The sequence below is a fragment of the Pseudoalteromonas sp. M58 genome (assembly GCF_042604605.1).
GTDB classification, from domain to species: Bacteria; Pseudomonadota; Gammaproteobacteria; order Enterobacterales; family Alteromonadaceae; genus Pseudoalteromonas; species Pseudoalteromonas tetraodonis.
On record NZ_CP152390.1, the window covers coordinates 217,636 to 243,508 of the forward strand.

Here is a 25,873-nt window from a genome sequence, read left to right on the forward strand (position 1 = left end):
AGATTTTACTCACTCTCGCCGTCATTGCTATTAGAAAGTCTAACTTGTGCAATGCAATGTAGCCACTTTGCGTATAAATCGTTGCGCTCTTCACTGCTCATGGTTGGTTCAAAGCGACGATCGCTTTTCCACATGCTGGCAAGCTGCGCAGTTGATTCATACACCCCAGTTTGCAAACCGGCTAAGTAAGCAACCCCTAACGAAGTGGTTTCGGTTAGAGTGGGGCGCTCAACGCTTGCGCCTAAAATATTGGCTAAAAACGCCATTGCCCAATTATTGTTTGCCATGCCGCCATCAACTCTTAGAATACTAGGGCGGAGTCCGTCACCTTCCATAGCTTTTTGTAAATCTTTGGTTTGATAACCCACCGACTGCAAGGCAGCTGCAACAATAGTGCTAATGCCTGAGTCTCGGGTTAGGCCCAAAATTGCGCCTCGGGCATTTGCATCCCAATAGGGCGCACCTAAGCCTGTAAACGAGGGAACCAAGAATACCCCATGATCCAAGGGAACATCTTTGACGAGGGCTTCACTTTCTCCCGCGTTTTCTAATAACTTTAAGCCTTCTACTATCCACTGCATGGTGGCACCAGCCATAAAAATACTGCCTTCAATCGCATAGGTGGGTTTGCCGTTGAGCCGATACGCAAGAGTGGTTAATAAACGATTATTTGATTTTAGTGCTTTATCACCAGTGTTAAGCATTAAAAAGCAGCCCGTTCCGTAAGTACTTTTTGCCATTCCTTCTTCAAAACAAGCTTGACCAATTAAGGCGGCTTGTTGATCGCCTGCTATACCGCAAATTGAAATTTCACCACCAAATAGCTCGCTTGCAGTCACCCCAAAGTCAGCCGCTGAGTCCATTACCTCAGGTAGCATCGACGCTGGAATATTAAATAAAGCCAGTAACTCTTCATCCCAGCATTGCTGATGAATGTTAAACAGTAATGTACGAGAGGCATTGGTAGCATCGGTTTTGTGAGCTTTACCGTTAGTGAGTTGCCATAGCAAGTAGGTATCTATCGTACCAAATGCTAGTTCACCTGCGTGTGCTTGCTCTTTAGCGCCTTTGACGTTATCTAAAATCCAACGAATTTTGGTTGCAGAAAAGTAAGGATCGAGCACTAAACCGGTTTTATCATTCACCATTTGTGTATGCCCAGCATGACGTAAATTATCGCAATATTCACTGGTACGTCGGTCTTGCCACACAATCGCATTGTAGATAGGTTGCCCGGTTTTTTTATTCCACACTAAGGTGGTTTCTCGTTGGTTAGCAATGCCAATGGCAATAATGTCGGCGGCAGTGACTTGTTGCTGCGATAATACGTTTTTAACGCTGCTTAATACGGTTTGCCAAATATCTACAGGGTCATGTTCAACCCAACCATTTTTCACAAAGTGTTGAGGGAAGGTTTGTTGAGCCGTGTCAAAAACCTCGGCATCTTTAGTGTATAAAATAGCTCGAGAGCTTGTCGTTCCTTGGTCAATCGAGAGTATGTATTTAGACATAAAAAATAGTGTTGTTTAATTTAGATAAAGACAGCTTGTCTTTAAGCTAAACGAATAGCAATGCTTTTGCACCATAATGGTTAAAATTATAGATGAGCGAAAGGTAGGAGAGGGAGGTGAACACTCAATTCTGGCGCCTACAATTTAATAGGCGCCAAATAACAACAATTAATTAGCATCCGTTAATTGTTGATGTAGCCAATCTTTTAATACCATTCGGTCGTGTTTTAACTGCTGCATGGCTTCGTCATCTATGGGTGAGTCTTGTAGCTCAAGCACTCGAATTTCTTTATCGATTTCATTATATTGCTTTGCTTTGGTTGCAAAGTTTTCATCGTTTGCATTAAGTTTTGCAATAGTTTGCGTGTAATCAGGAAAATCTTTCGTTAATGAATGGTCTTCGCCTAACATAGGTTACTCCTTAAATGGCTGTTGCATAATGCACGTCACGTTATATAAAAATGATCAGTGACTTGGGGTGTCCCCATACAACAGAGCTTGGGCTGATCTAAAATAAATCAACCGTTGTTGGTTGTTAGTGTGTCTATTTATGTTTGCTGGGCTGCAAAACACTGACACCTGCAAAGGCTTCAGTTAGAATATGCCTGCGACAGGCCCTAATTACTTTGAGTACTTTATTACATGCTTTTAATGATCGATAACTACGACTCGTTCACCTATAACTTGGTACAGTATTTTCAGCGCTTAGATCAAGACGTGTTGGTAAAACGTAACGACCAAATAACGCTGAGTGAGATCAAACAGTTAAACCCAGATCATATTGTGATTTCTCCAGGGCCTAAAAACCCGACTGAAGCGGGAGTGTCGTTATCTGTGGTAGAGCAGTTTAAAGGAGTTTATCCTATATTAGGTATTTGTTTGGGGCACCAAACCATTGCTCAAGTGCTAGGTGGTAAAGTAGTGCGAGCTAAACAGGTTATGCATGGAAAAACATCGCCTATTTATCATCAGCACCAAGGCATGTTTAAGGGCCTACCTAATCCACTTACGGTGTGCCGCTACCATTCATTAATTGTTGAAGCGCACTCATTGCCAAAGGAGTTAGAAGTAACAGCATGGACTCAAAGCATCGCTGGGCAGCGTGATGAAATTATGGGATTATTACATAACGAGCTCGCACTTGAAGGTGTGCAATTTCACCCTGAAGCGATTTTGACCGAGCAGGGCTTAGCTTTACTTGATAACTTTTTAACGCGCTTCTAGGCTTATACCTGCAAGCTATTTACTTTTTGCCCTAAGATAGAGCTTATGACTGACATATTGCAGCAACAGCGTATTGTTAATGTGCTAAACCAACGAGCGCATGATTTGCTACTGGGTCATAGTTTTGCCAATCAGCAAATTGGTTTTATTCATACCTTAGATCTTAATGACGGCAAACCCGTTAAAAAACGCACCTTATTAGAAGTAGAAGTAGCTGCGCAGCAAAAGCGCCAACAAAAAAGCTCTTCACATCAAAAGTTACAGGCTAAAACCAGTCAAAAACTCCATACCGTTATTGAAAGCGTGATTGCTAAACGTCTTGAAGACATCGATTTTGTGATTAAAGACACCATTGGCATAGAAGATAACGTGTGCGCCATACTCGATATACTGGCTACTCGCGCCGCCTCGGTTGGCCGTTTAGAGCCGCTAATTAACGATTTAAGTTGGTTGGGGCGAGAGCTGGTTACCTTAGTTAATTTACCCTTTTATCGTAAGCAGCGCAGTAAAACCACCTCAGTAAAAGTAGACTCGCCTGCATTAGCATTGCGTTATGTAGGGTTAGATAATTTACAGCTGGTAGTGCCTACCTTTGCTGTGCGTCATTGGATGCCACATAGCACAGAACCATTCACGTTATTAAAGCGCAGGTTAAAAGACAACACCATGTCGTGTGCCATTGCAGCGCAAACGCTTGCCCAGCTTAACGGGGTAAACCCAATGCATGCGTTTACATTGGGCATGTTACTGAATGTAGGGCAAATTGCTTTAGTGCGCTTATACCTAAAAGTGTTTGATCAGGTATGGCAGCGCAAAGTACTGCGTGCTCGTGAAGAAGGTGATAAAAACCTACACACCGCGCTATTAGAGTTAAAACCAGATCCGTTATTTTTAACAACACTGCTACACGAAAAATCACTGCTTGTCAGCGCCAAGGTCATAGAAACCATGTCGTTCAAATATTTGCCCTTTAACAGTGTTATGCAGCAGTTAGTGAATGGGGTTGAAAAGGGCGATAGTTTATTGCCATTATCGCAAGTGATTTTAAAGGCTCGCTGTTATTCTCAATATTTAAATTTAAAAGAGCACCAGCTGATTGAAGACGATGAATTACAAAGCTGGTTTAGCTATTATCAGTTTACTAAAAAAGAGTTAGATACCCTAAAAACAGGTAATTTTACTAATTTGGCACTTCAAATTGATTAAATCTGTTAATTTTTTTGCGACTATTCATTCACTTTAATTCTACTTATTCATATGCAGTTGATTTATAAGCGCCATGCTTTTTTCGTTGTAGAGGCGCTCACTAAGGTAAATGCACATCATAATTAGCTCTCAAATAGTTATTCACTATCTATGAAATAATATCTTAAGCCCTTTATTTTAAAGGGGTACATGAAAGTTTTTGAAGAGACATCCCCCTAAATTTCTGAAATAATGAGCGCCTGAAAATTGAACCACAACGTAGTTTCAGGCAAATATACAGTTATTAATTTTTGCCGGCACATTTGGTTATTAACAATAATCACACCCCTATTCTACTGCTTTGTGATGCACACAATTAAGAGGAAATAAAATGACAGTCAATCGCGAATTATTTGATCACGTAATGGTTCCTAACTACGCACCTTCAAGCGTAATTCCTGTTCGAGGCGAAGGCTCTCGTGTATGGGATCAACAAGGACGAGAGTTTATCGACTTTGCTGGTGGTATTGCCGTTAACTGTCTTGGCCATTGCCATCCTGCATTAGTGGGCGCATTAAAAGAGCAAGGCGAAAAAATTTGGCATTTATCAAATGTAATGACCAACGAGCCGGCACTTCGCCTAGCTAAAAAAATGGTTGATGCGACCTTTGCTGAAAAAGTTTACTTTGCAAACTCAGGCGCAGAAGCAAACGAAGCGGCACTTAAGTTAGCGCGTCGTTTTGCGCTTGATAAATTTGGCGCAGAAAAATCGCAAATCATCGCCTTTAATAAAGGTTTCCATGGCCGTACATTCTTCACCGTTACTGTAGGCGGTCAAGCAGCCTATTCAGATGGGTTTGGTCCTAAGCCAGGCGACATTGTTCATTGTGATTACAATGACCTTGCCGCATTTGAAGCACTGATCAGCGATAACACCTGTGCGGTAATGATGGAGCCAATTCAAGGTGAAGGCGGTATCATTTCGCCAACTGACGAATTTGCACAGGGCGTTCGCGATTTATGTACTAAACACAACGCACTGCTTATTTTTGATGAAGTACAATCAGGTGTTGGCCGTACAGGTGAGCTATACGCATACCAAGGTTTAAACGTAGTGCCTGATATTTTAACCTCAGCAAAAGCTCTCGGTGGCGGTTTCCCAATTGGCGCTATGCTAACAACCACTGAGATTGCACAGCATCTTAAAGTGGGTACACATGGTTCTACTTACGGTGGTAACCCATTAGCGTGTGCAGTTGCAGAAGCCGCATTTGATACTGTAAATAACCCAGAAGTTTTAGCGGGCGTTAAAGCAAAGTCGGCGTTATTTACTGAGCTATTAAATGCCATTAACGACAAGTACAACGTATTTAGTGAAATTCGTGGCCAAGGTTTATTAATTGGTGCTGTGGTAAACGAGCAATACAAAGGCCGTGCAAAAGAGTTTTTAGTTGCCGGAACTGAGCATGGCTTAATGTCATTGGTTGCTGGTGCTGATGTGGTTCGTTTCACACCTTCTTTAGTAATACCAGAAGCGGATATTCGCGAAGGTATGGCACGCTTTGAAAAAGCAGTAGCCCACGTTGTAAATGCGTAATTGCTAATTCAACTTCTTTAGGGGCAAACGTAGTTTGCCTTGCAGTTCCTATTTACCGTTATATATAAGGGAGTAAGCGGATTCATGATGATCCTTCGCCCAATCCAAAAAAGTGATTATGCAGCTTTAGTAACCATCGCCGACGAGTCGGGACATGGCTTTACTTCTTTGCCTAATAATGAAGAGTTATTACAAAAGAAGATAGTGCATTCAGTTAACTCATTTACAAAAACGACATCACAACCAGGTGATGAGGGTTACTTATTTGTTCTTGAAGATACTGAAACTGGTGAAGTAGTCGGTACTTCAGGTATTGAAGCCGCAGTTGGCTTAGATGACGCATTTTATCATTATCATTTGAGTAAAGTGATTCACTCTTCGCGCACGCTAGATGTGTATAAAGCGGTAGATATTCTCACCCTTTGTAATGACTACACTGGGGCGACAGAGCTGTGCACACTGTTTTTAAAAAACGGCTATCGTAAAAATTGTAACGGTAAGCTGCTTTCAAAAGCACGTTTTATGTTTATAAAACAGCATCAACAACGCTTTGCACAAACCGTTATTGCAGAAATGCGCGGTGTATCTGACGAAAACGGTAGTAGCCCATTTTGGCAGTGGCTTGAAGAGCACTTTTTCTCTATGGACTTCCCAACGGCAGATTATCTGACGGGAATAGGGCAAAAAGTATTTATTGCTGAGCTTATGCCTAAATACCCAATTTACGTCAACTTATTGAGTAAAGACGCGCAAGCGGTTATAGGTCAAGTGCATGACAATACGCGCCCTGCAATTCAACTATTAAAAAGTGAAGGTTTTACTTTTAATGGTTACGTTGACATTTTTGATGCGGGCCCAACCGTTGAAGCAAAAGTAGATAACATTGCGACAATTCGCAATGCACAAAACTTTAGCGTTGAAATTGGCGAAATGACAGGCGATACCATGGTGTTGTTAGCCAATGACAAACTTGAAGACTTTAGAGCAACAGTAGCGCCAATGGCATTTGACGAGCGATCAAACAGCCTAGTACTTACGCAAGAACTTGCTGATGCATTACATTTGAAATCGGGCGATTTTGTTACGGCTACCCCAGTTTAATTTAGGAGAAAGTATATGACTCATCCTGCACAATTTATTAATGGTCAATGGTCACCAGGCCAAGGCACAGAATTTAACTCAGTTAACCCTGCAAATAACGATGTTATTTGGCAGGCATCAGCTGCTAGCGCTGAGCAAGTAGATAGCGCCGTAGCCTCTGCGCGTGAAGCATTTTATAGCTGGGCTGATAAAAGCTTTGCGCAGCGCTTAGAAATTGTAAAAACCTTTGCTGCAACGTTAAAAGAGCATAGCGAAGAGTTGGCTGTGGCAATAGCTCAAGAAACAGGTAAGCCACTTTGGGAAACGCGTACTGAAGCGGGTGCCATGGTCGGAAAAATTGCCATTGCTGAAAAAGCATTTTTAGAGCGTACCGGCGACGTTGAAAACGCGATGCCGCAAGGCCGTGCGATGATCCGCCATAAGCCACACGGTGTTGTTGCTGTATTTGGTCCTTATAACTTCCCTGGGCATTTACCAAATGGCCACATTGTACCTGCACTTTTAGCTGGTAATACCGTGGTATTTAAACCCTCTGAACTAACACCTATGGTGGCTGAGCTAACCCTTAAACTATGGGAAAAAGCCGGTTTACCAGCAGGGGTTATTAACCTTGTACAAGGTGAGGTTGAAACAGGTAAAGCATTGGCGTCACACAAAGGCATTGATGGTTTATTCTTTACAGGTTCTTCTCGTACGGGTCATATTTTACATGAACAGTTCGCAGGTCAACCAGGTAAGATTTTAGCGCTTGAAATGGGTGGTAATAATCCGCTAATCGTTAAAGATGCAGAAGATACGCTTGCTGTTGTGCACGATATTGTGCAATCTGCGTTTATCTCAAGCGGCCAACGCTGTACGTGTGCTCGTAAATTGTTTTTACCAACAGGTGCTAAAGGCGATGAAATTTTAGCGCGCCTAATTACAGCCACTAAAGCAATCAAAGTTGGTAATTACGACGATGCTGACCAACCATTTATGGGCTCTATGATTTCAACGGCCGCTGCCGCTGGAATGGTTAAAGCACAAGATGAGTTAAAGGCCATGGGTGGCGAAGTGCTGGTTGAACTTGAGCACACAGCAAACACTGGTTTTGTTACACCGGGTATTATTGAGTGTACAAATATCAATGATTTCCCAGATGAAGAGCATTTTGGTCCGCTTCTAAAAGTATTCCGTTTTGATGACTTTGACCAAGCAATTGATAAAGCAAACGACACGAGCTTTGGTTTATCAGCAGGCCTACTAAGTGATAACCAAGCCGATTACGATCATTTCTTACGTCGTATCCGTGCGGGGATTGTTAACTGGAACCGTCCTATTACCGGTGCATCAAGTGCAGCGCCGTTTGGCGGTATTGGTGCCTCAGGTAACCACAGAGCAAGCGCTTATTATGCCGCTGACTACTGTGCATACCCTGTTGCGTCTGTGGAACTTGAAAAAGTAACCATGCCAGCAACACTAAGCCCAGGTTTAAAAATCGATTAACTGATTTTTAAACTAGTAATAAATCACTAAAAAAGCAGCTTCGGCTGCTTTTTTTATACTGCAATCTCACAAAGCTAGCAATTATCAGTGCTTTCTGCTTAAATTAAGCAACCAGTATTTTTGAGGTAAGTAGACAATGGTTTTAAACAGGCAAGGGTACGATGACTTAATAATGTACCTAACTCAGAACTTAGCGTTGTTTGAAAAACCAGGTGAAATAAAGCCAGGTGCACCAACGGTTATTGAGTTAATTGAAGATGTAATTGCCGAAAATGTCATACGCATTTGTCAACAACACCCCGATCTATCTACAGAGCAGCGTAGTCAAATTGTACGCGAAGTTGATGGCATTGTTTACGACTTACAAGAAGTACTCAGCAGTGTGACTTCTCACACCGTCACAGTCGAACAGCATGCTTTTATTGATGAGTTTGCTGGGCTAGTCAAAAACTTATTTGATAACGCTATTAGTTAATATTTCCCCCTTTAAAACCACGCTTTATTCGCTATTTAATTTTAAATGCGCGTGAGTGTCTGCGTGTAATGAATATAAATTATTGAGATAAAACAATGCAAGCAAATGTAAAATGGGTTGAAGGTAATACTTACATCGGTCGCTCTAACAGCAATCATAATGTCGTGTTTGATGCGGGCAGTGACGGAGCAGCACCTAGCCCAATGGAAATGGTATTGATGTCGGTTGGTGGTTGTTCATCGGTTGATGTGGTGAGTATTTTAAAAAAAACTAAGCAAGAGTTCTCATCAGTAGATGTGCAGTTAACCGCTGAACGAGCAGAAACAGCCCCGCGCGTGTTCACCAAAATTAATTTACACTTTGTTGTAACTGGTAATAATGTGTCTGAAAAGCACCTAGAAAGAGCGGTTTCGCTTTCGGCAGAAAAGTATTGTTCAGTTGCATTAATGCTTGATAAAACAGTAGAAATTACCCACAGCCATGAAGTTGTTCAAGATCAGGGAAAATAACGCTTTTTCCGTGAGTAAAATTCGTATAAAATCCGCGAACTTTTCATTCTGCAGGTGCAGATTTCACTAATTTATAGGTTGGTTTATATGAACAAACCCTTCGATAAACTTAAACTTCATGGCTTTAATAATTTAACTAAAAGCCTAAGCTTTAGTATTTACGATATTTGCTATGCAAAAACAGAGCAACAACGTAAAGAATATATAGAATATATCGATGAGCAGTATAGTGCAGATAGACTAACCGACATTTTAGGTGATGTGGTTGATATTATTGGTGCCAATATTTTAAATATTGCACGTCAAGATTACGAGCCACAAGGTGCCAGCGTAACTATTTTGGTTTCAGAAGAGCCGGTAGAAGAGCAGCAAAATTATGATGCTGACGAAGCACCAGGGCCGTTACCTGACTCAGTGGTTGCACACCTTGATAAAAGCCACATTTGTGTTCACACGTACCCTGAAGCACACCCTGATGATGGTATTTGTACTTTCCGTGCTGATATTGAAGTATCAACCTGTGGCATTATTTCGCCACTTAAAGCGTTAAACTTCTTAATCCATAGCCTTGAGTCTGATGTGGTTACAATTGACTACCGTGTACGTGGCTTTACCCGTGATATTAACGGCGTTAAACATTACATTGACCATGCAATTAACTCGATTCAAAACTTCATGACAGAAGATACTAAAGAAGCGTACCAAATGATGGACGTGAACGTGTATCAAGAAAACCTGTTTCATACCAAAATGATGTTAAAAGAAACCGATTTAAATACGTATTTATTTGGTTTATCTACTGATGATTTGTCAGATGACGAAGAAGAAGAGATTCGCTCAAAACTAACACGTGAAATGCAAGAAATATTCTATGGTCGTAATCTGCCAGATACAGAATAATAGCAACGCATTAAATAAAAAATGGCGCTCACTGAGCGCCATTTTTGTATGTGTTGTTTAATGCTACTTAACGAGTAACAACTCGGTTTGTCGGCCATTTAGATACCACACACCGGTTTTATCAAACAGGGCGTCTTCTTCTAGCATTATTCTTATTTCTTTATTCCACGGCTTTATAAACACCGCATTGTTAAGCTCAATAGAATAAGCGGTATTTAAATGCAGTGGGTAATCGCCATCACCCGGCACACCTTGCTGTGAATCCCACATGCCTAATGTCGTGCCAGCTGCATGGCCATGATAGCCAAGCGGGTGCGTATAAATAGTGGGTTTTAAACCTTGTGCAATGGCTTTTTCGCGGGCGGCTTTTAATACCTGATTACCCGTTTTACCAGCTGTAAATTCAGCCGTAAAAATGTCCTGTAGCTTATTACCCTTTTTTAACGCATCAACAAGGTAATCTGGGGCTTTTGTCTCGCCTGGTTTTAAAACATACGCATGTTGTTGAGTGTCGGTATTTAGGCGTAAATACGTAATACCAAAATCAACATGCAGTAAATCGCCAGCTTGAATAACATTGTCGGCATAGCCATTGGTAAAACTGTCTTCGTGGTCGAACGATTTACTGTCGGCGCGTTGTATTGCAATACTTGGGTGAAACCACGTTTGCAGTTTAAGCTCCCTTACGCGCTCTCTAAACCACCATACTAAGTCGTCGCTGGTTGTTTTGCCCACCGTAATTACTTTATTTGAAAAGCCCTCAGCAATAATAGAATGAGCAATAGCAACAATGTGTTTGTACATGTCCACTTCTTCTGGAATGCGTTGCTCTAACCATGCAACAGCCAGCGGCTCGGCTGAGGTTATTTTATTTTTATATGTCGCAGGTAAGTTGGCCATTAAAGTGGTGTAATCGCCATGCACTAAGCCATCAGCGTGTGCCCAGTCTGTAGATGTATTGAGAGCAATATTTCGCGGTTGGTATTGCTCAATAAGCTCATTAAGAGCAAGCCACTGATTGGGCTGGGCTTTCTTGTCCCATGCCTTTTTAAACACATTCCCTATTTTATAAGACGCAATAGCAAAAGCATCTACAGCCCCTGAGGCATTGCGTGCTAGCACTAAAATGGTGGTGCGTCTTGCCGACAACCACGTTGCTGGCAGCATGGTTTTTAATATCGGATCTTCATTATATTCGCGGCTTATCATTAGCCACATATCTATATTGTGTTGCTGCATTAATGTGGGTAATAACGTATTGATGCGTTTTTCGGTAATGCTATCGATAAACGCGGCCCTGTCTTTCATTGATAAAATAGTCGGGGACTCAGCGGCTTTAATTACAGGGCTAAGAAGTATGAGTATAAAGGCTAATAAAAAAACGCATTTATTGTTTTGCATAGTTGGCTTATTTTTAGGCGAATATATAAGCTAACATCTCACAAGCAATACGATAAAAAAATCATTTGCGATAAACCGCAGGCACAAAAAAGCCCAGCAAAATACTGGGCTTTTTAGAGTCAAAACGTTTAGCTAAGCATGCTGTACAGTAACGCACAAACGGCTAACGAACCGACCGCCAGTACAAATAAGGTACTTAAACGGTTACGGTATTTTTGTAAGCTAGGTACTTTGTAAACCGCAATCATTGGCATAATGAATAAAATCATCGCAATGATTGGGCCCGATAACTGATCCATCATATCTAGTATGCTTGGGTTTTTAACCGCGCAGAACCAAATAGCAAAAAACATCAGTACCGCACCCACTTTGTCAGCCACTTTAGGGCTCATGCTTGAGTGTTTAGTTACTAATCCGGTAAAGCTTTCGCGCGCCCCTAAAAAGTGACCTAAAAACGACGACATAATAGCAATAAAGGCAACCAAAGGTCCCAGCGTTGCAATGAATGAGTTTTCTGTAATATTAGCTAAGTAAGACAAAACAGAAACGTTTGCCGCTTTGGCTTCTGCCATTTGTTCACCGGTAAGTGATAGCACACATGAGAACACAAATAACAAAACAAAGGTGATTAATAATAAGCTAGTACGTTTTAGAATCGCTTCTGACTTAGACGTTGCTAGTTCACCGTAGTGGCTGCGTTGTTTATTAACAAAGCTTGAAATAGCCGCTGCATGGCTAAACGAAAATACAATAATAGGAATTGATAACCAAAGTGTTTTACTAAAGCTGCCTAGCTCAGGCAAACTTGTATCCGGCATTTGCCAGCTTGGGATTAAATACAGCGATAAAAAGAATAATATACCCACTAACGGATACACTAAAATAGCAAAGGCGCGCAGCATTAAGCGCTCACCGCCCATCATTAAGCCAATCATCAGCGCAACTAAGATACCCGATAACGCAACGCGTGACGGCGACTCCATCCCTAGCTGATTGACCATAAAGCTGTCTACCGTATTGGTTAAACCCACACCGTAAATAAGCAAAATAGGAAAAATTGATAAAAAGTATAACAAGGAGATCAGTCGACCCGCATTTACGCCAAAGTGCTCTTCTACCACATCGGTAAAATCAGCCTCTTTATTTTTTGACGATAATACAAAACGCGCCAAGCCACGGTGGGCTAAAAAGGTCATCGGAAAGGCTAAACACGCCATAATAATCAGCGGCCAAAAACCACCAATACCAATATTAATCGGTAAAAATAAAATACCAGCACCTACTGCGGTGCCAAAAAGACTAAGTGTCCACTGCGTATCATGCAGATTCCATTTTGATTTAGACGTGTGTGCGTCTTGTGCTGGTGCATTTGAAAGCGTTGCACCTTGAGATGTTGTCATGTGTGTGTATCCATTATTTATCATAATAATTGCGCCGAAGAATATAGTTTTTAGGCACTCATTTCATGTGTTTTTATGTCTTGGATATAAATTTGTTGTAGCGTATTAGTTACTGACTGTCACGAATATGAAACAGTGTTTAAAAGGCAAGCAATTAGCGCGGGAATATGCCGCGAAATGCGTGAATAATAATCATGGTTGGTGTGAAAGGCGGGACATACTCATAAATGCTTTTTACTCGTTTCAGCACCGTGTTTATTATTTCCTCCTATAGAGTGTTTGCTTTTGGGTGTTTACTGTACACTAATGAGTGTTACTTTATTGATAAGGATATTAAATTGTCGCAGTCTCTTCTTATTCCATTCCAGCGTTGGCTATCTCTTTTATTGTGTGCAATAACGGCTACCACTCTCGTTATATTTTTAAGCAAAGTCGCTTTTGTGCAAACAACCTATACCAATTTGAGTAGTATTTTATATACCAACCCTGCACTGCATTATAGTTTTGCATTTTTAGCCGGTATTGGCATAAAGCTACTGCTGGATAAGTTCTACATTTCTCACCCAAAACGAAGTATTGGTTTCAATTGGCGATATCCGCCCGTGACAATGAGTGTATTGTTTGGATTATTTTTCATTGTTGGTTATGTGTATGTAACTAACAATAAAATAGAAGAACAACTGACAGCTTATGCATTTGTAAGTTTCAAGTTTCTGTCACTGAGTTTTTTAGCTGCTGCAGCGACTATTATCTATCAAACTAAACTGTATACAGAAAAACCGATATTTTCAGTTGCACTGTGCGTGGTATCAGCATTTTATTTATTTTCTGCAATATGCTTAGTTGAAACAGAGCAAGCATTCTGGGTGTTCTTTTGTATAGCAGTTGCTTATTTGGCTATGTCGGTATATTTATTATGTGAGCAGTTAAAAGCATTTAGCGCAGAGTCGAAAGTCGAATCAAAACAAGAAGCTGAATTAACACTTGAGAGCTTAAAAGGTTTTCGAGAATGGTTTAAAGACGATTCCACTATTAAAAACATAGAACAATTAGAGCCTGACTTGCAGGTTTATGCCGCACGCATTACTGAGCGGCTGCGAGCAGGCGGCGATAAAGAAGGATATGAGAAAAGGGGAGCACAACACATTGCATTATGTGGGCCATTTGGATGCGGAAAAAGTAGTATAGTTGACAGTATTGCAAGTGAGCTAGCAAACAGCCCTAAGCAAGGTGGTGACTGGATACACAGTGATATTTCAACCTGGGGTGCAGCAAGTGGCAGTGTTGCACATGTTGTACTTAGCCATATTATCGACGATATCAGCCAGCACTTAGACATGTGCGCCTTTCGTGCGCTACCTAAGCATTATACCGAAGCGCTAAAGTCAGGAGGCGGTCTATTTCAATTTGCCTCCACACTACTCGCGGGCCCAATTGATATTGAGCAAAGCTTTCAAAAGCTTAATGATGTTCTTGAAGTTACCAACCACAAATTACTGATCACCGTACAAGATGTCGATCGTGGTACGGGTGATGAAAACGAAAAGCGCCTAAATGATATAGCTGCGTTGCTTGATAGATTGAAAAATCGAAATTTGAGTCATATCAATTTCATCGTCGCTATGGGGAATGAGAATGAAGTTGCTGCTGAAGTGATATCAAAAGCGACTGATTATAGAGAGGATATTCTCCTAGCCGACTTGTCAGCGGTAATAAATTCCTTTATTCAAGAAAGTCTTAAAGAGGCATTGCATCATAATAAAGTTATTATTTTATCTAATACCATGCCTGAAGTGGCGCTGAACCCTAGTAGAATAGAAGATAGCTTTTCATCTCATGTTTTTCGCAGTCGTTCGGAGTTTATAGAGGCTTTGAAAAAGAGAAATACCTTATTTATTAAGGAAGTTAATGCTCTACAAGCAGTAATAGTTTCAATTAGGCAGCTTAAAAAAATATTACGGCGAGTTGATCAAGCTTGGAATTCTGAACGCTTAATGGGTGAAGTTAGCTTACTCTCTTTATTGATGGCCTGTGCTTTAAGGGAAGTTAGGCCCGCATCTTTTTCTTCACTTGAAAGGCACTATGACTCTTTGATCAAAGATGGTTCGAAGAATGTAGCCCGTATTATTCATGATTTAGTAGACGAGCAAGATAAAATATATTTTGATTTTTATAAAGTTCTTCTAGGCCTTATCGAGCAAGAAAAAAGCGAACCAAATAAAATTGAAAAGTCACCGCAGAATAATGATGATCAAAAAGTGGAAGCGCTAAACAGGATCGCTGATAACTTTGATAAGAAAGCGGCTACAACAAAGCCTGAGTTGATTTTTAATAAGTATTACAGAGCTACTCAATTATTAAGTTGTAATGATCCGAACATTTGTTATCTGAAGCGGATTGTAAAAGAAGATATCTTAGATGGAGAGCTTCGAGAACAAGAAGTATTTAGGCGTTTCATAGTGCCAGATGATTTGTATAAGTTAGTAGATGACTTATGCCATGACTTAAAGTTTCAGCAGATAGTATGGCGATTTGAGTATATTATTTTTACGGTGAAGAATCCTATTTGTCGTGAAGCTACATCCGAAAGGCTGTTTGAACTGATCATAAAAGTTCTCAGGGAAGAATATTTTACTCATGGGTACTTATTTGAAAGTATCTTCAGTCGGCTAACCTTACAGATTATTAAAAAAGAGAATTTTGAAGATGTTGCTACTAAAATTGCAAATTTATCAGATCCCGACCTTTCACTTAGATTTTTGAATTCACTGATTAGTAATTGTAACTCGCTTGAAAATATTTTAATTGGCGCTGACTTCAATCACTTGGGTGGTGTGTTGTTAGATGGAGAAATCTTTGATGAACACCTACTCATCCTGTCAGCATTGAACTCCTACAGCATTAAAAATGCTGGCGATAAAACTAATTATGATTTTATTCTAAGATTGTTTTTAGAGCGAACAGATGAAAAATCACTATGTTTATTGGTCGATATATTGAAACATGATAATCATAAACCAAAGTTCGGTATTGAAACTGATATTAAAAAGATTAGCCTTAGAGAAAGAGAAGTCATTATTAAACGCTTAGAGCAATTAGTTTGTAATAATAGTGAAAAGCAACAGAATTTAAATAGCGTATTACAACTTCTGAAATCTGAATAATCATGTCACTTGTCAGGTATTAGTATAGAACAGCCTAATAAACATCATTCCTAAAAAAGGCTTCCACTCAACTAAACCTGCGGTGTTTAAATTGTCATCGAGCTGTCCGCTGTCCGCGACTCTAAGCCCGTAGCCCGTAATTTAAGATGCTTGTTGGATTTTGCTTCGCTCAACCCAACTTTCGCTAAACCAGCTTTTATTCTTCTAAAGCCGATACCACAAAAAATGGATTCAAATACTCATCTTTGGTGTTATAAATAAGCGGGCTGCCATCGAGCATAGTTACTTTTGCACCGGCTATTTCAGCGATGGCGTGGCCTGCGCCGGTATCCCATTCACAAGTTGGGCCTAAGCGCGGGTATATGTCGGCGCTGCCTTCGGCGACTAAACACAGTTTCAGTGAGCTGCCTTTTGACACCATTTCAACCTCATCAAAGCGTTTTACAAATTCAGCTAAATCAGGGGAAGGGTGCGAGCGGCTACCTACAACACGAATAAGGCCTTTGTTAGGCTTGGTGGTCACTTTAAGCTCGATGCGCTCATCGCCTTTATCTTTAAAAGCACCAATGGCTTCGGCGGCTAAATAAGATACACCCAGTGCAGGGGCATCAACCACGGCTAAAACCGGTTTGCCATTTTCGATTAGGGCAATATTAACAGTAAACTCGCCGTTCTTTTTTATAAATTCTTTGGTGCCATCGATTGGGTCAACCAGCCAGTAGCTTTTCCATGTTTGGCGTACATCCCAACCAATATCGGCACTTTCTTCACTAAGCACAGGAATATCGGGGGTGAGCTCTTTTAGTCCTGCACTAATGATCTTATGAGCTGCTAAGTCGGCGTCGGTTACAGGGCTTTCATCGGCTTTGTATTCAACATTAAAGTCTTTATTGTAAATACCCATAATCGCGCTTCCCGCTTTGCGGGCGAGAATAAGGGTTTCTTCTAGCAGTTCAGTTTGGTTCATTACATGGGCCTATAGTATATGCTGATGTTTTAGATACGTTATCAGTTGAGCTACCGATTGGTCTAGGGTGTTTTTACTGGTATCTAAAATTATTTCAGGATTAACCGGCGGCTGGTAAGTTGAATCAATCCCAGTAAAGTGTTTAATTTCACCGGCGCGCGCCTTTTTATATAAGCCTTTTGGATCGCGGCTTTCGCACACCTCAAGAGGGGTGTCGATAAATACTTCGATAAATTCACCCTCATCTACTAATTCACGAACCATGTCGCGCTCAGCTTTAAAAGGAGATATAAACGCAGTAAGGACTAACAAACCAGCGTCAACCATTAGCTTGGCGGTTTCGCCTACGCGGCGGATATTTTCAATGCGGTCTGCATCGCTAAAGCCTAAATCTTTACATAAACCATGGCGTACATTGTCGCCATCAAGTAGGTACGTGTGCGCGCCTTGCTGATTGAGTGCCGCTTCTAAAGCATTCGCAACGGTGCTTTTACCTGAGCCAGAAAAACCAGTAAACCATATAATAGCGCTCTTATGCTTTTTTTGTTCGCTGCGCTGTACTTTAGTGGTGGCGTAATTATGCCAAACAATATTGTTATCCATTTGCTGTGTCTCTTTATGCTATAAGCGCGGGCATTAAAACGGAAATACCAGCGGGATCAAAGTTAGTACGGTAATTGAATAAATAATAGAAAGGGGTAGCCCCATCATTACATAGTCTTTTAGTCGGTAGTTACCCGCGCTATAAACCATTAAGTTAGTTTGATAACCAAAAGGTGAAATAAAGCTGGCTGAGGCACCAAATGCAACCGCCATAATAAACGGCAAAGGTTCTACGTTAAAGCCAATAGCCAATGAGTAGGCAACCGGAAACGACAGTGCCGCTGCGGCGTTATTAGTGATCAATTCGGTAAATAACACCGTCATTAAAAAGATTGCGATAAACGCGCCATAAGGGCCAAAGTCGCCAAGCACTACAAACATGGCGTCTGATATTTGCCCAGCAAGGCCGGTGCCTATCATTAGCTTAGCTAAACCTATGGCACTGCCTACTACGGCAAGTAACTCAATAGGAAAGCGGCGTTTTATTTCGCTCAGCTTAATCGTGCCACACAGCATCAGCCCAATAAGTAACACTAATAAGCCTTTAACCAGCGGTACTGCACCTAAAATACTTAACCCCAGCACACCTGCAAAACTTAACAATACAATGTTTGATTGTTTTGCACCGAGGTGGGTTTGTAAATCAAGCCCTGAAATATACACAAATTCGCGCTTTAAGTTAGTTAAGTCATAAAAGCTTTTACCAGGGGCGAGGATTAATGAGTCACCCGCTTGTAAGCGCACTTGCCCAAGCCCGCCTTGTAAGCGGTCATGACCACGGCGAATAGCAATAACGGCCGCATGAAATTGCTCTCTAAAGCGGGCTTCTTTTACCGTTTTGCCAATTAATTTAGACGACTGACTAACGACAACTTCAACGAGGTGTTCTATGTCTTTTTCGTGTTTGTCGTGCACCACTTTTAAGCCGTCAAAGCGAGTGAGCAAAGGTACCGACTTTATATCGCCTACAAACAGCAGTATGTCGTCTTGTTGAATAATATGTTGGGGGGTCACGGCGCAAATGCGATTGCCATCGCGAATAATTTCAGCCAAAAACAAGTCTTTTAAATCGCGTAAACCGTTTTCTTCTACGGTGCGGTTTATTAGTTTAGAGCCGGTTTGTACTTTCCCTTCTAAATAAAAAGGCACCACCTCTTGGCTATTTTTGCCGTTGTCGGGCAGGCATTTTAGCATCACTAAAATAGTGATTAAGCCCACACTGAGTGCGCCTAAACCCACTAAGGTAAAATCAAAAAAGCCTAATGGCGCCATCCCCGCATCTACTGCAAAGCCATTTACGATTAAGTTAGTAGAGGTACCGATGAGTGTAATAGTACCGCCTAAAATTGCGGTGTACGACAAGGGTAGCAACAGCTTTGAAGGGGAGTGGTTTGGGTTATCTTTTATGGCGGTAATTAAGGAGGCAACCACCGCAGTATTGTTAGTAAAGGAAGACAAAAACGCTGTAGAAAGCCCAAGCTTGGTCACTGATTTAACTAAACTGCCACTGGATAACGATTTAGCTAAGCGTTGAATAAGCGTGGTTTTTTCTATCGCTATCGACACTAAAATTAATAACACTAAGGTAATTAATGATGGGTTAGTATAATTAACCAGCATGTTTTCTAAGTCAATGAGCCCAGTTAGGTAGCTGGTGCCTATGGCACTGACAAATAACCACGCAGGGTTAATACGGGTGCCAAATAGGCACCCGACTAAAAGCAACATAATGCCTGTTAAAATGAGCTGTTCTACCATGCTTTAAATGTTCCTAACAGGCGTTCATTAAACGTTATAGCTTTGAAATATCAAGCGCTTGCCAATGTGGGAAGTGCTTGCGTACGAGGGCGTTAAATTCAACTTCAAAGTCGCTAAATTTACCCGCATTTTCTTCACTTTGCAGTACCTGTTCTATCATTCCTGCTGCAACCGTTAAGTTTGATAAACGGTCAATAAGAATAAACGAACCAGTTTCATGATTGTGATTGTACTGATCCGCTAAAATAGTCTCGGTGAGCTCGAGTGTCACAATCGCAATTTCGTTTAACTGTAATGAATCTGCGCTGCCATGCTCTAGGGTGTTTACATCAATAGTGTGGTCTATTTTAGTGACCATAGCCGAGGTGTTTTTGCTGCCTAGTTTTAGGTTATAGCTTTTACCTAGTACTAATGGCGATTCGTGCATCCACACAATTTTAGCCTGTAATTGGTTGGTTACTTGCGCTTGCGAATTCGCAGGCACAATAACGTCCCCTCGGCTAATATCTATTTCAGTATTAAGAGTAACCGTGATTGCTTGGCCTGCTTCGGCGGTGTCGAGGTTGCCATCAAAAGTCACAATCTCTTTAATGTTAGATGTTTTACCTGAAGGCAGTACTTTTATCTCATCGCCAACGCGTAATTTACCTGAGGTCAGCGTGCCTTGAAAACCACGGAAGTTTAAATTAGGGCGAACCACATACTGCACCGGAAGGCGCGCTTCAAAACCAGTGTCGATTTCAGCTGCCGGAGAGTCTTCTAACAGCTCAAGCAATGGTTTGTCGGTGTAATAAGGAGTGTGTGCAGAGCGAGTTACTACATTATCGCCTTTAAGCGCCGACATAGGCACAAACTTAATGTTGGATACGTTAAGTTGCTCGGCAAATTTTAAATAATCGGCTTTAATTTTTTCATAAACGGTTTCGTCAAAATCAACAATATCCATTTTGTTAACCGCAACCACAAACTGTTTGATGCCTAATGAGTCACAAATAAAGCTATGGCGCTTAGTTTGTACCTGCACGCCATAACGTGCATCCACTAAAATAATGGCAACATCACTGGTTGATGCACCGGTAACCATGTTACGGGTGTACTGCTCATGCCCAGGGGTGTCGGCAATAATAAACTTACGCTTAGCGGTTGAGAAATAACGGTACGCTACGTCAATTGTTATGCCTTGCTCACGCTCAGCTTGTAGGCCATCAACTAACAATGCTAAATCAAGTTCTTCACCGGCATTACCTACTTTTTCGTTATCTTTATGAAGTGCAGCTAGCTGATCTTCATAAATTTGGTGACTATCGTGCAGTAGGCGTCCAATTAGGGTTGATTTACCGTCATCCACACTGCCACACGTTAGCATACGTAATAAGCTTTTATCTTGTTGACGTGCTAGGTAAGCGTCTATACCAATTTCTTTTACTTCGTTAAATGTATCGTTATTTAGGTTAGACATTAGAAATACCCCTCACGTTTTTTCTTCTCCATAGAGCCTGCTGAATCATGATCAATCACCCGACCTTCACGTTCAGATGACGACGATAGCAACATTTCTTCAATAATTTCTGTTAGGCTGCTTGCCGTTGATTCAACCGCGCCAGTGAGTGGATAACAGCCTAAGGTTCTAAAGCGAACCGACTTCATTTGTGGTACTTCACCTTCATTAAGCGGCATGCGATCGTCATCTACCATGATTAAGGTACCGTCGCGTTCTACTACAGGGCGCTCTTTAGCAAGGTACAGTGGCACCATTTCGATATTTTCTTGATAAATGTATTGCCAAATATCTAGCTCAGTCCAGTTAGATAGTGGGAATACTCGAATACTCTCACCTGGATTCACTTGGCTGTTATAGGTATTCCAAAGCTCAGGACGTTGGTTTTTAGGATCCCAGCGATGGTGTTTATCACGAAATGAATACACGCGCTCTTTAGCCCGTGATTTTTCCTCATCACGGCGTGCGCCACCAAATGCTGCATCAAAACCGTACTTGTTGAGCGCTTGCTTTAATCCTTGGGTTTTCATGATATCGGTATGTTTACCCGAACCATGGGTGAATGGGCCTACACCCATTTCGATGCCTTCAGGGTTTTTGTGTACGATTAAATCAAAGCCATACTCTTTGGCTAAACGGTCGCGAAACTCAATCATTTCACGAAACTTCCAGTTGGTGTCTACGTGTAATAACGGAAACGGAATTTTTGCAGGGTAAAATGCTTTACGAGCTAAGTGCAAAAGTACCGATGAGTCTTTACCGATTGAGTAAAGCATAACTGGGTTCTCAAACTCAGCGGCGACTTCGCGCATGATTTTGATACTTTCAGCTTCAAGTTGCTGAAGGTGAGTTAAAGCCATTGTTGGTCGTCCTACTAAAATGATTAAATTAAAATCTGTTAAACTACGCTACGTCTGTCAGCGGCTGAGCAAAGCTACTGATCTGTGCTTTTTCGCCAAACCAGTGTAATTCTTGATGCAGCGAAGCTACTTCACCAATAATCAGTAAAGCGGGTGAAATAATTTGATGCTGCTCAATGAGCTGCGCTAATTGGTCTAACTGTCCTGTGACAACACGTTGATTTTTGCGTGTGCCGTTTTCAATTATGGCCACTGGTGTTGTTGCTGCTCGCCCATGTTTTAATAGCTCGGCTTGAATATGCGGCGATTTAATTACCCCCATATAAATAGCCAGTGTTTGGTTTTTTTGTGCAAGCGACTGCCAATTAAGTTCTTGTCCTTCTTTTTTGCAGTGTCCGGTAACAAACTGAATAGCCTGAGCATGGTCGCGATGCGTTAAAGGAATACCTGCGTAGGCACTACATCCCGCGGCTGCCGTTATACCTGGCACTATTTGGTAATTTACGTTATTGGCTGCCAGTACTTGGACTTCTTCGCCACCACGGCCATAAATAAATGGGTCGCCCCCTTTAATTCGGCACACTTTTTTACCTTGTTGTGCTAAATCAACCAACATCTTATTTGTATCTTCTTGAGCTACGCTGTGATCGCCTAAGCGCTTACCCACACAGATTAAATCGGCATCGCGACGCACTAATTCCATGATCTCATCGGATACCAAGTAATCATATACCACCACATCGGCTTGTTGCATTAGTTGCAGCGCTTTTAGTGTGAGTAGCTCTGGATCGCCTGGGCCTGCACCGACTACGTATACTTCGCCTTCTGGTTCAACTTTGGCATCTAGCATTTGCTCTAGTTGTTGCTCAGCGCCATGGGTATCACCGGTTTGGACTTTGCTTACTACTGATGAATCAAACACGCCTTCCCAAAATTGGCGACGATCAGCAAAATGTTTAAAGCGTTGCTTTACTTTATGGCGAAAGCCACCGACCAAGTTAGCGAGTGGGCCGATATGCTGGGGAATAAGTGTTTCGAGCTTTTCACGTAAACGTCTTGCTAAAACCGGCGCGGTACCTGCACTTGAAATCGCAATGGTAATTGGGTTGCGATCAACAATAGAGGGGAAAATAAAGGTACATTTAGGTTGATCATCCACCACGTTCACAAACACATTACGCGCATTGGCGAGTTCAAATACGGTGTTGTTTACTTCATCGTTGTCGGTGGCGGCAATAATCAAAATTTTGCCATCAAGATGCGACTCTTCAAAATAGGCATCTATTAATGTTACTTCATTATTATGCGCATGTTCTTTTAACTCTTCGCAAAACCAAGGGGCAACTAGCGTTACATCGGCGCGTGCTTTTAAAAACGCACGGCATTTTCGCAAGGCAACCTCTCCACCGCCAACAACCAATACGGGTTTGTTGTCGAGTTTGGTAAAGATAGGTAAATATTGCACTGAATAACGCCCCTAAAAATAATAAAGTGTTTAACTGAGAAGCAGAATATAGTGGCTATTGATAAGTAAAAAATAATTAAATCTTAGTTGATATTCTTAAAAGTTATATCAATCATGTTTTTTAGGTCTAAATCGTATTTAGTAAGGGGTAGAGTGACATTTAGTATAAAAAACGCGCTTATAGTGTTTGGTTATGAGCTATAGCAAGTTTAAGCTATGATGCTCTTATATAGTTTAAGGTCACACAATTTCATAGGCATAAAATGACAAACAATACTCAAAACGCCACGCTAGCCGTTAGCTTAATGGACTTAACCAGTTTAAACACTGATGATAGTCAAGCCAGTATTAACGCATTAGTAAACAGTATAAACCCTAAGCTAGGCACGCCTGCTGCGCTTTGTGTGTTTAGTGAATTTGTTGATGACGCTAAAATAGCACTTGCTAATCGCTTATTGAGCCATGTAAAAGTGGCCACCGTAACTAACTTTCCCTCTGGTGATGCGCCACTCAATGAAGTACTCAATGAAACCCTGATAGCCATAGAGCGGGGGGCCGATGAAATTGACCTAGTTATTCCTTATAAAGCGCTTTTAAAAGGTGAAGCCGATACCGTGCTTGAATACGTTAGTGAAAGTAAAAAGGTATGTGGCAGCCGTGCTAAGCTCAAAGTGATCATTGAAACTGGCGAGCTAAAAACAGCAGCATTTATTACTCAAGCAACCGAGCTTGCCATTCAAGGCGGAGCTGATTTTGTAAAAACCAGTACAGGAAAAGTAGCGGTGAATGCCACGCTTGAAGCGACTGAAATAATGCTTAAAGCCATCAAAAAGTCATCAAAGCGAGTTGGTTTTAAGGCGGCTGGTGGAGTCAAGACTGCAGTAGATGCAAATGCTTATTTGCAACTAGCAACCGAGATTATGGGGCATGATTATTTAGCACCAGATACATTTAGGTTTGGCGCTTCATCGCTGTTAAATGACGTTTATAAGGTGTTGAATGAAGCGCAGCAGTGATGCCGAAAAACAACAGTTAGAGCACGATGCGGCCAAGTTGTTTTTGCGATGTTATGAGCAGCAAACGGGAATTCACATGCGCCATATTTGGCACAATGAACCGAACAGACCCGATGTAAGCTGTTATCAAGAAAATCAGCAGCTCGATATAGAAGTGGCGCATTTATACGCCAGTGAAACGGAAGCCATGGCCGTGTTAGGCCGGCCACTGTCGATACAAATGCAGCGTGATTTAGCCGACATGGCGCAACAACCAAGCGAACACCGGTTGCAATCAGCGTTGGAGCGCTTATTAAAACAAAAAGCGACTAAGCGTTATTATTCAAAGCGTACGTGGTTGTTAATTCGTAACGCTAGTACTATTTGGCATAAGAGCGACTTTGAAGCGGCAGTCAAAAAAGTATGTTTTCCAAATACCCATCAATTTGAACAAATATGGTTACTGTGTGATTTTTATCGCGGTGAGTTATTACGAGTGGATTAAAAGCGGCTATAAAGTAGCCGCTTTTTTATTGTTTGATTAAAATTCAAAGGTGCTGATTAGTTAAACTTAAACATGTTGCCTAAGCTTTCTAGCCCTGACTGTTGAGTTTTTGCTAAACATTTTGAGTCATCTAAAGATTTCTTTGTTGTTTCATCGGCAAGGCCCGTTACTTTCAAGCTCTTTTCTTGTTGATATTCGCGCAGTGCTAATACAGTTTGACGGTCGTATTTTACGTCTTCAGTCTCAAATTCTTCATAATCAGGTTGGTTTTTTAAATAGCCTAAGCAAACCAAGTTCATACGAGACATAGCCAAATCCATTTTTTCATAATGTGGCATTCTATGATTCGGCACATCGACAGCGACAGCGACAGCAGCAGGTGCTGCTTTTTTACTAGCTACCTTTGGCGGTGGTGGTGCTGTATAGCCTGCTGCAAGCGTGTTGTTTTGGTTATAACGATAGTAGGTATCTGGAATTTTAGTTTCTAAAAATTCAACGGCTTTAATTATTACTTCTCGTAGTGCCTTTTCTTTTGGAGTGTCTGACCAACCACTAAGGCTTCCTCCAACGAGTGCGCCACCAAAATTAGTCGCTGCGCTGGTAAAATCAAAATCTTTGCTACCACCCTCAACGCTAGTAGCGGCCAGAATACGTGAAGTGCGCGTATCAATTAAGCGTAAATCAATAGCCATGTGCGATCCAGAAAAGCCAGCTGAAACAGAACTAAACACATCACCAATAAAGCCGCCTGAACCAACACTTGCCCCTGAACTGTCATCATCAAATTCAGTAACCGCTGCAACGACGACAATCTCAGCGCCTTCAATTTCGCCATACGCAGCACCCGATTGTGCACTCACTCTGCCTGATACAGCTAAATCTTGCTCTGAAAGTACAGCGTCTAGTGCTTGGCGCTCCAATACAATAAAGCGATTAGTGCCAACAAGTGCGGTGGTAAGTTGATCTGCCATACCTTCACCAATTTCTTTTCGCCACCATCTAGAGTTATTCGACTTATCAGTGAAACGCGCCACGGCGATACGTGCTTTAGGGCCATTGTATTGCTGTTTGCTTACTTCATTAATGTCAGGCGAGTTTTGATTTGAAGTAACGTTTGTTGAGGTGCTTTGGCATGCGCTTAAGCTGGTTATTAATGCTGTAGCTAGTAGCGTTTTTTGTATTGATGAGAGCATAGTATTTTCCTTAATTTATCTGCTTAATTACATTTGTAGTTATTTTTTTAGCAATGGCTAATTAAGGTTAATTTAAA

Annotated in this window: 22 protein-coding genes; 11 read left to right on the forward strand and 11 right to left on the reverse strand. The window is 41.5% G+C overall.

From position 1 onward, the window contains the following. Nucleotides 1–5: 5 nt before the first annotated feature. Nucleotides 6–1,511, reverse strand: a complete 1,506-nt coding sequence (glpK, locus tag AAGD16_RS01055) for a glycerol kinase GlpK (RefSeq protein ID WP_377113103.1) — start codon at nt 1,509–1,511, stop codon at nt 6–8. Nucleotides 1,512–1,679: 168 nt separating this feature from the next. Beyond that, complete coding sequence (locus AAGD16_RS01060; protein ID WP_013463823.1) at nt 1,680–1,922, reverse strand: YdcH family protein; 243 nt, start codon at nt 1,920–1,922, stop codon at nt 1,680–1,682. A 231-nt stretch (nt 1,923–2,153) separates the two neighbouring features. Here AAGD16_RS01060 and AAGD16_RS01065 point away from each other — a divergent pair, with 231 nt between their 5' ends. The 8 genes from AAGD16_RS01065 to speD all read left to right on the forward strand — a co-directional run bounded on the left by AAGD16_RS01065 (nt 2,154) and on the right by speD (nt 9,987). After that, the gene (locus AAGD16_RS01065; protein ID WP_013463824.1) at nt 2,154–2,735 is read left to right on the forward strand and encodes an aminodeoxychorismate/anthranilate synthase component II; all 582 of its coding nucleotides are present in this window, start codon (nt 2,154–2,156) and stop codon (nt 2,733–2,735) included. Between the two features lie 45 nt (nt 2,736–2,780). Next, nucleotides 2,781–3,941 carry an HDOD domain-containing protein gene (locus tag AAGD16_RS01070; protein WP_028835941.1) on the forward strand — a complete coding sequence of 387 codons (1,161 nt, stop codon included), beginning with the start codon at nt 2,781–2,783 and terminating at the stop codon, nt 3,939–3,941. A gap of 370 nt (nt 3,942–4,311) precedes the next feature. Then, entirely contained in the window at nt 4,312–5,517 is a 1,206-nt protein-coding gene (locus tag AAGD16_RS01075) for an aspartate aminotransferase family protein (protein ID WP_013463826.1), read from the forward strand. Between the two features lie 84 nt (nt 5,518–5,601). Beyond that, the gene (gene astA, locus AAGD16_RS01080) at nt 5,602–6,618 is read left to right on the forward strand and encodes an arginine N-succinyltransferase (RefSeq protein ID WP_290191523.1); all 1,017 of its coding nucleotides are present in this window, start codon (nt 5,602–5,604) and stop codon (nt 6,616–6,618) included. Between the two features lie 15 nt (nt 6,619–6,633). Then, nucleotides 6,634–8,103, forward strand: coding sequence for a succinylglutamate-semialdehyde dehydrogenase (gene astD, locus AAGD16_RS01085; RefSeq protein WP_024602227.1), 1,470 nt, complete (start codon nt 6,634–6,636; stop codon nt 8,101–8,103). Nucleotides 8,104–8,239: 136 nt separating this feature from the next. After that, on the forward strand, nt 8,240–8,578 hold the full coding sequence (locus AAGD16_RS01090; protein WP_013463829.1) for a DUF3802 family protein: 339 nt from the start codon (nt 8,240–8,242) through the stop codon (nt 8,576–8,578). Nucleotides 8,579–8,673: 95 nt separating this feature from the next. Then, nucleotides 8,674–9,087 carry an OsmC family protein gene (locus tag AAGD16_RS01095; protein WP_013463830.1) on the forward strand — a complete coding sequence of 138 codons (414 nt, stop codon included), beginning with the start codon at nt 8,674–8,676 and terminating at the stop codon, nt 9,085–9,087. Nucleotides 9,088–9,174: 87 nt separating this feature from the next. Next, nucleotides 9,175–9,987 (forward strand): adenosylmethionine decarboxylase, encoded by an 813-nt coding sequence (speD, locus tag AAGD16_RS01100; RefSeq protein ID WP_013463831.1) that lies wholly within the window; start codon nt 9,175–9,177, stop codon nt 9,985–9,987. A 63-nt stretch (nt 9,988–10,050) separates the two neighbouring features. Here speD and AAGD16_RS01105 read toward each other — a convergent pair whose 3' ends face one another. Beyond that, nucleotides 10,051–11,388, reverse strand: a complete 1,338-nt coding sequence (locus tag AAGD16_RS01105) for a M24 family metallopeptidase (RefSeq protein ID WP_377113112.1) — start codon at nt 11,386–11,388, stop codon at nt 10,051–10,053. 128 nt (nt 11,389–11,516) lie between these two features. After that, a complete protein-coding gene (locus AAGD16_RS01110; protein ID WP_028835945.1) occupies nt 11,517–12,788 on the reverse strand; it encodes an aromatic amino acid transport family protein in 1,272 nt (423 codons plus the stop codon). A 338-nt stretch (nt 12,789–13,126) separates the two neighbouring features. Between AAGD16_RS01110 and AAGD16_RS01115 the strand changes: the two genes are divergently transcribed. Then, nucleotides 13,127–15,952 (forward strand): P-loop NTPase fold protein, encoded by a 2,826-nt coding sequence (locus AAGD16_RS01115; RefSeq protein WP_377113117.1) that lies wholly within the window; start codon nt 13,127–13,129, stop codon nt 15,950–15,952. Nucleotides 15,953–16,148: 196 nt separating this feature from the next. Here AAGD16_RS01115 and cysQ read toward each other — a convergent pair whose 3' ends face one another. From cysQ to cysG, 6 genes are read right to left on the reverse strand one after another with little or no spacing between them, the layout of a single operon-like run. Beyond that, nucleotides 16,149–16,919 (reverse strand): 3'(2'),5'-bisphosphate nucleotidase CysQ, encoded by a 771-nt coding sequence (gene cysQ, locus AAGD16_RS01120; RefSeq protein ID WP_377113120.1) that lies wholly within the window; start codon nt 16,917–16,919, stop codon nt 16,149–16,151. Nucleotides 16,920–16,928: 9 nt separating this feature from the next. Beyond that, complete coding sequence (cysC, locus tag AAGD16_RS01125) at nt 16,929–17,522, reverse strand: adenylyl-sulfate kinase (protein WP_377113123.1); 594 nt, start codon at nt 17,520–17,522, stop codon at nt 16,929–16,931. A gap of 33 nt (nt 17,523–17,555) precedes the next feature. Continuing rightward, nucleotides 17,556–19,280, reverse strand: a complete 1,725-nt coding sequence (locus AAGD16_RS01130; RefSeq protein WP_033103598.1) for an SLC13 family permease — start codon at nt 19,278–19,280, stop codon at nt 17,556–17,558. 34 nt (nt 19,281–19,314) lie between these two features. Beyond that, nucleotides 19,315–20,739: a sulfate adenylyltransferase subunit CysN gene (cysN, locus tag AAGD16_RS01135; protein WP_377113126.1), complete on the reverse strand. Its 1,425-nt coding sequence runs from the start codon at nt 20,737–20,739 to the stop codon at nt 19,315–19,317. Beyond that, nucleotides 20,739–21,638, reverse strand: coding sequence for a sulfate adenylyltransferase subunit CysD (gene cysD, locus AAGD16_RS01140; protein WP_013463837.1), 900 nt, complete (start codon nt 21,636–21,638; stop codon nt 20,739–20,741). Before cysD ends, cysN begins: the two co-directional genes overlap by 1 nt. Before the next feature lie 43 nt (nt 21,639–21,681). Beyond that, complete coding sequence (cysG, locus tag AAGD16_RS01145) at nt 21,682–23,103, reverse strand: siroheme synthase CysG (RefSeq protein WP_016900055.1); 1,422 nt, start codon at nt 23,101–23,103, stop codon at nt 21,682–21,684. 263 nt (nt 23,104–23,366) lie between these two features. Between cysG and deoC the strand changes: the two genes are divergently transcribed. Both deoC and AAGD16_RS01155 read left to right on the forward strand, forming a co-directional pair. Next, nucleotides 23,367–24,119 (forward strand): deoxyribose-phosphate aldolase, encoded by a 753-nt coding sequence (gene deoC / locus AAGD16_RS01150; protein ID WP_058154042.1) that lies wholly within the window; start codon nt 23,367–23,369, stop codon nt 24,117–24,119. Then, the gene (locus tag AAGD16_RS01155) at nt 24,103–24,603 is read left to right on the forward strand and encodes a hypothetical protein (RefSeq protein WP_013463840.1); all 501 of its coding nucleotides are present in this window, start codon (nt 24,103–24,105) and stop codon (nt 24,601–24,603) included. The genes deoC and AAGD16_RS01155 overlap by 17 nt, the downstream gene beginning before the upstream one ends. A 56-nt stretch (nt 24,604–24,659) precedes the next feature. On the opposite strand, the gene AAGD16_RS01160 is transcribed toward AAGD16_RS01155, so the two are convergent. After that, complete coding sequence (locus AAGD16_RS01160) at nt 24,660–25,796, reverse strand: CsgG/HfaB family protein (protein ID WP_377113131.1); 1,137 nt, start codon at nt 25,794–25,796, stop codon at nt 24,660–24,662. Nucleotides 25,797–25,873: the final 77 nt, after the last annotated feature.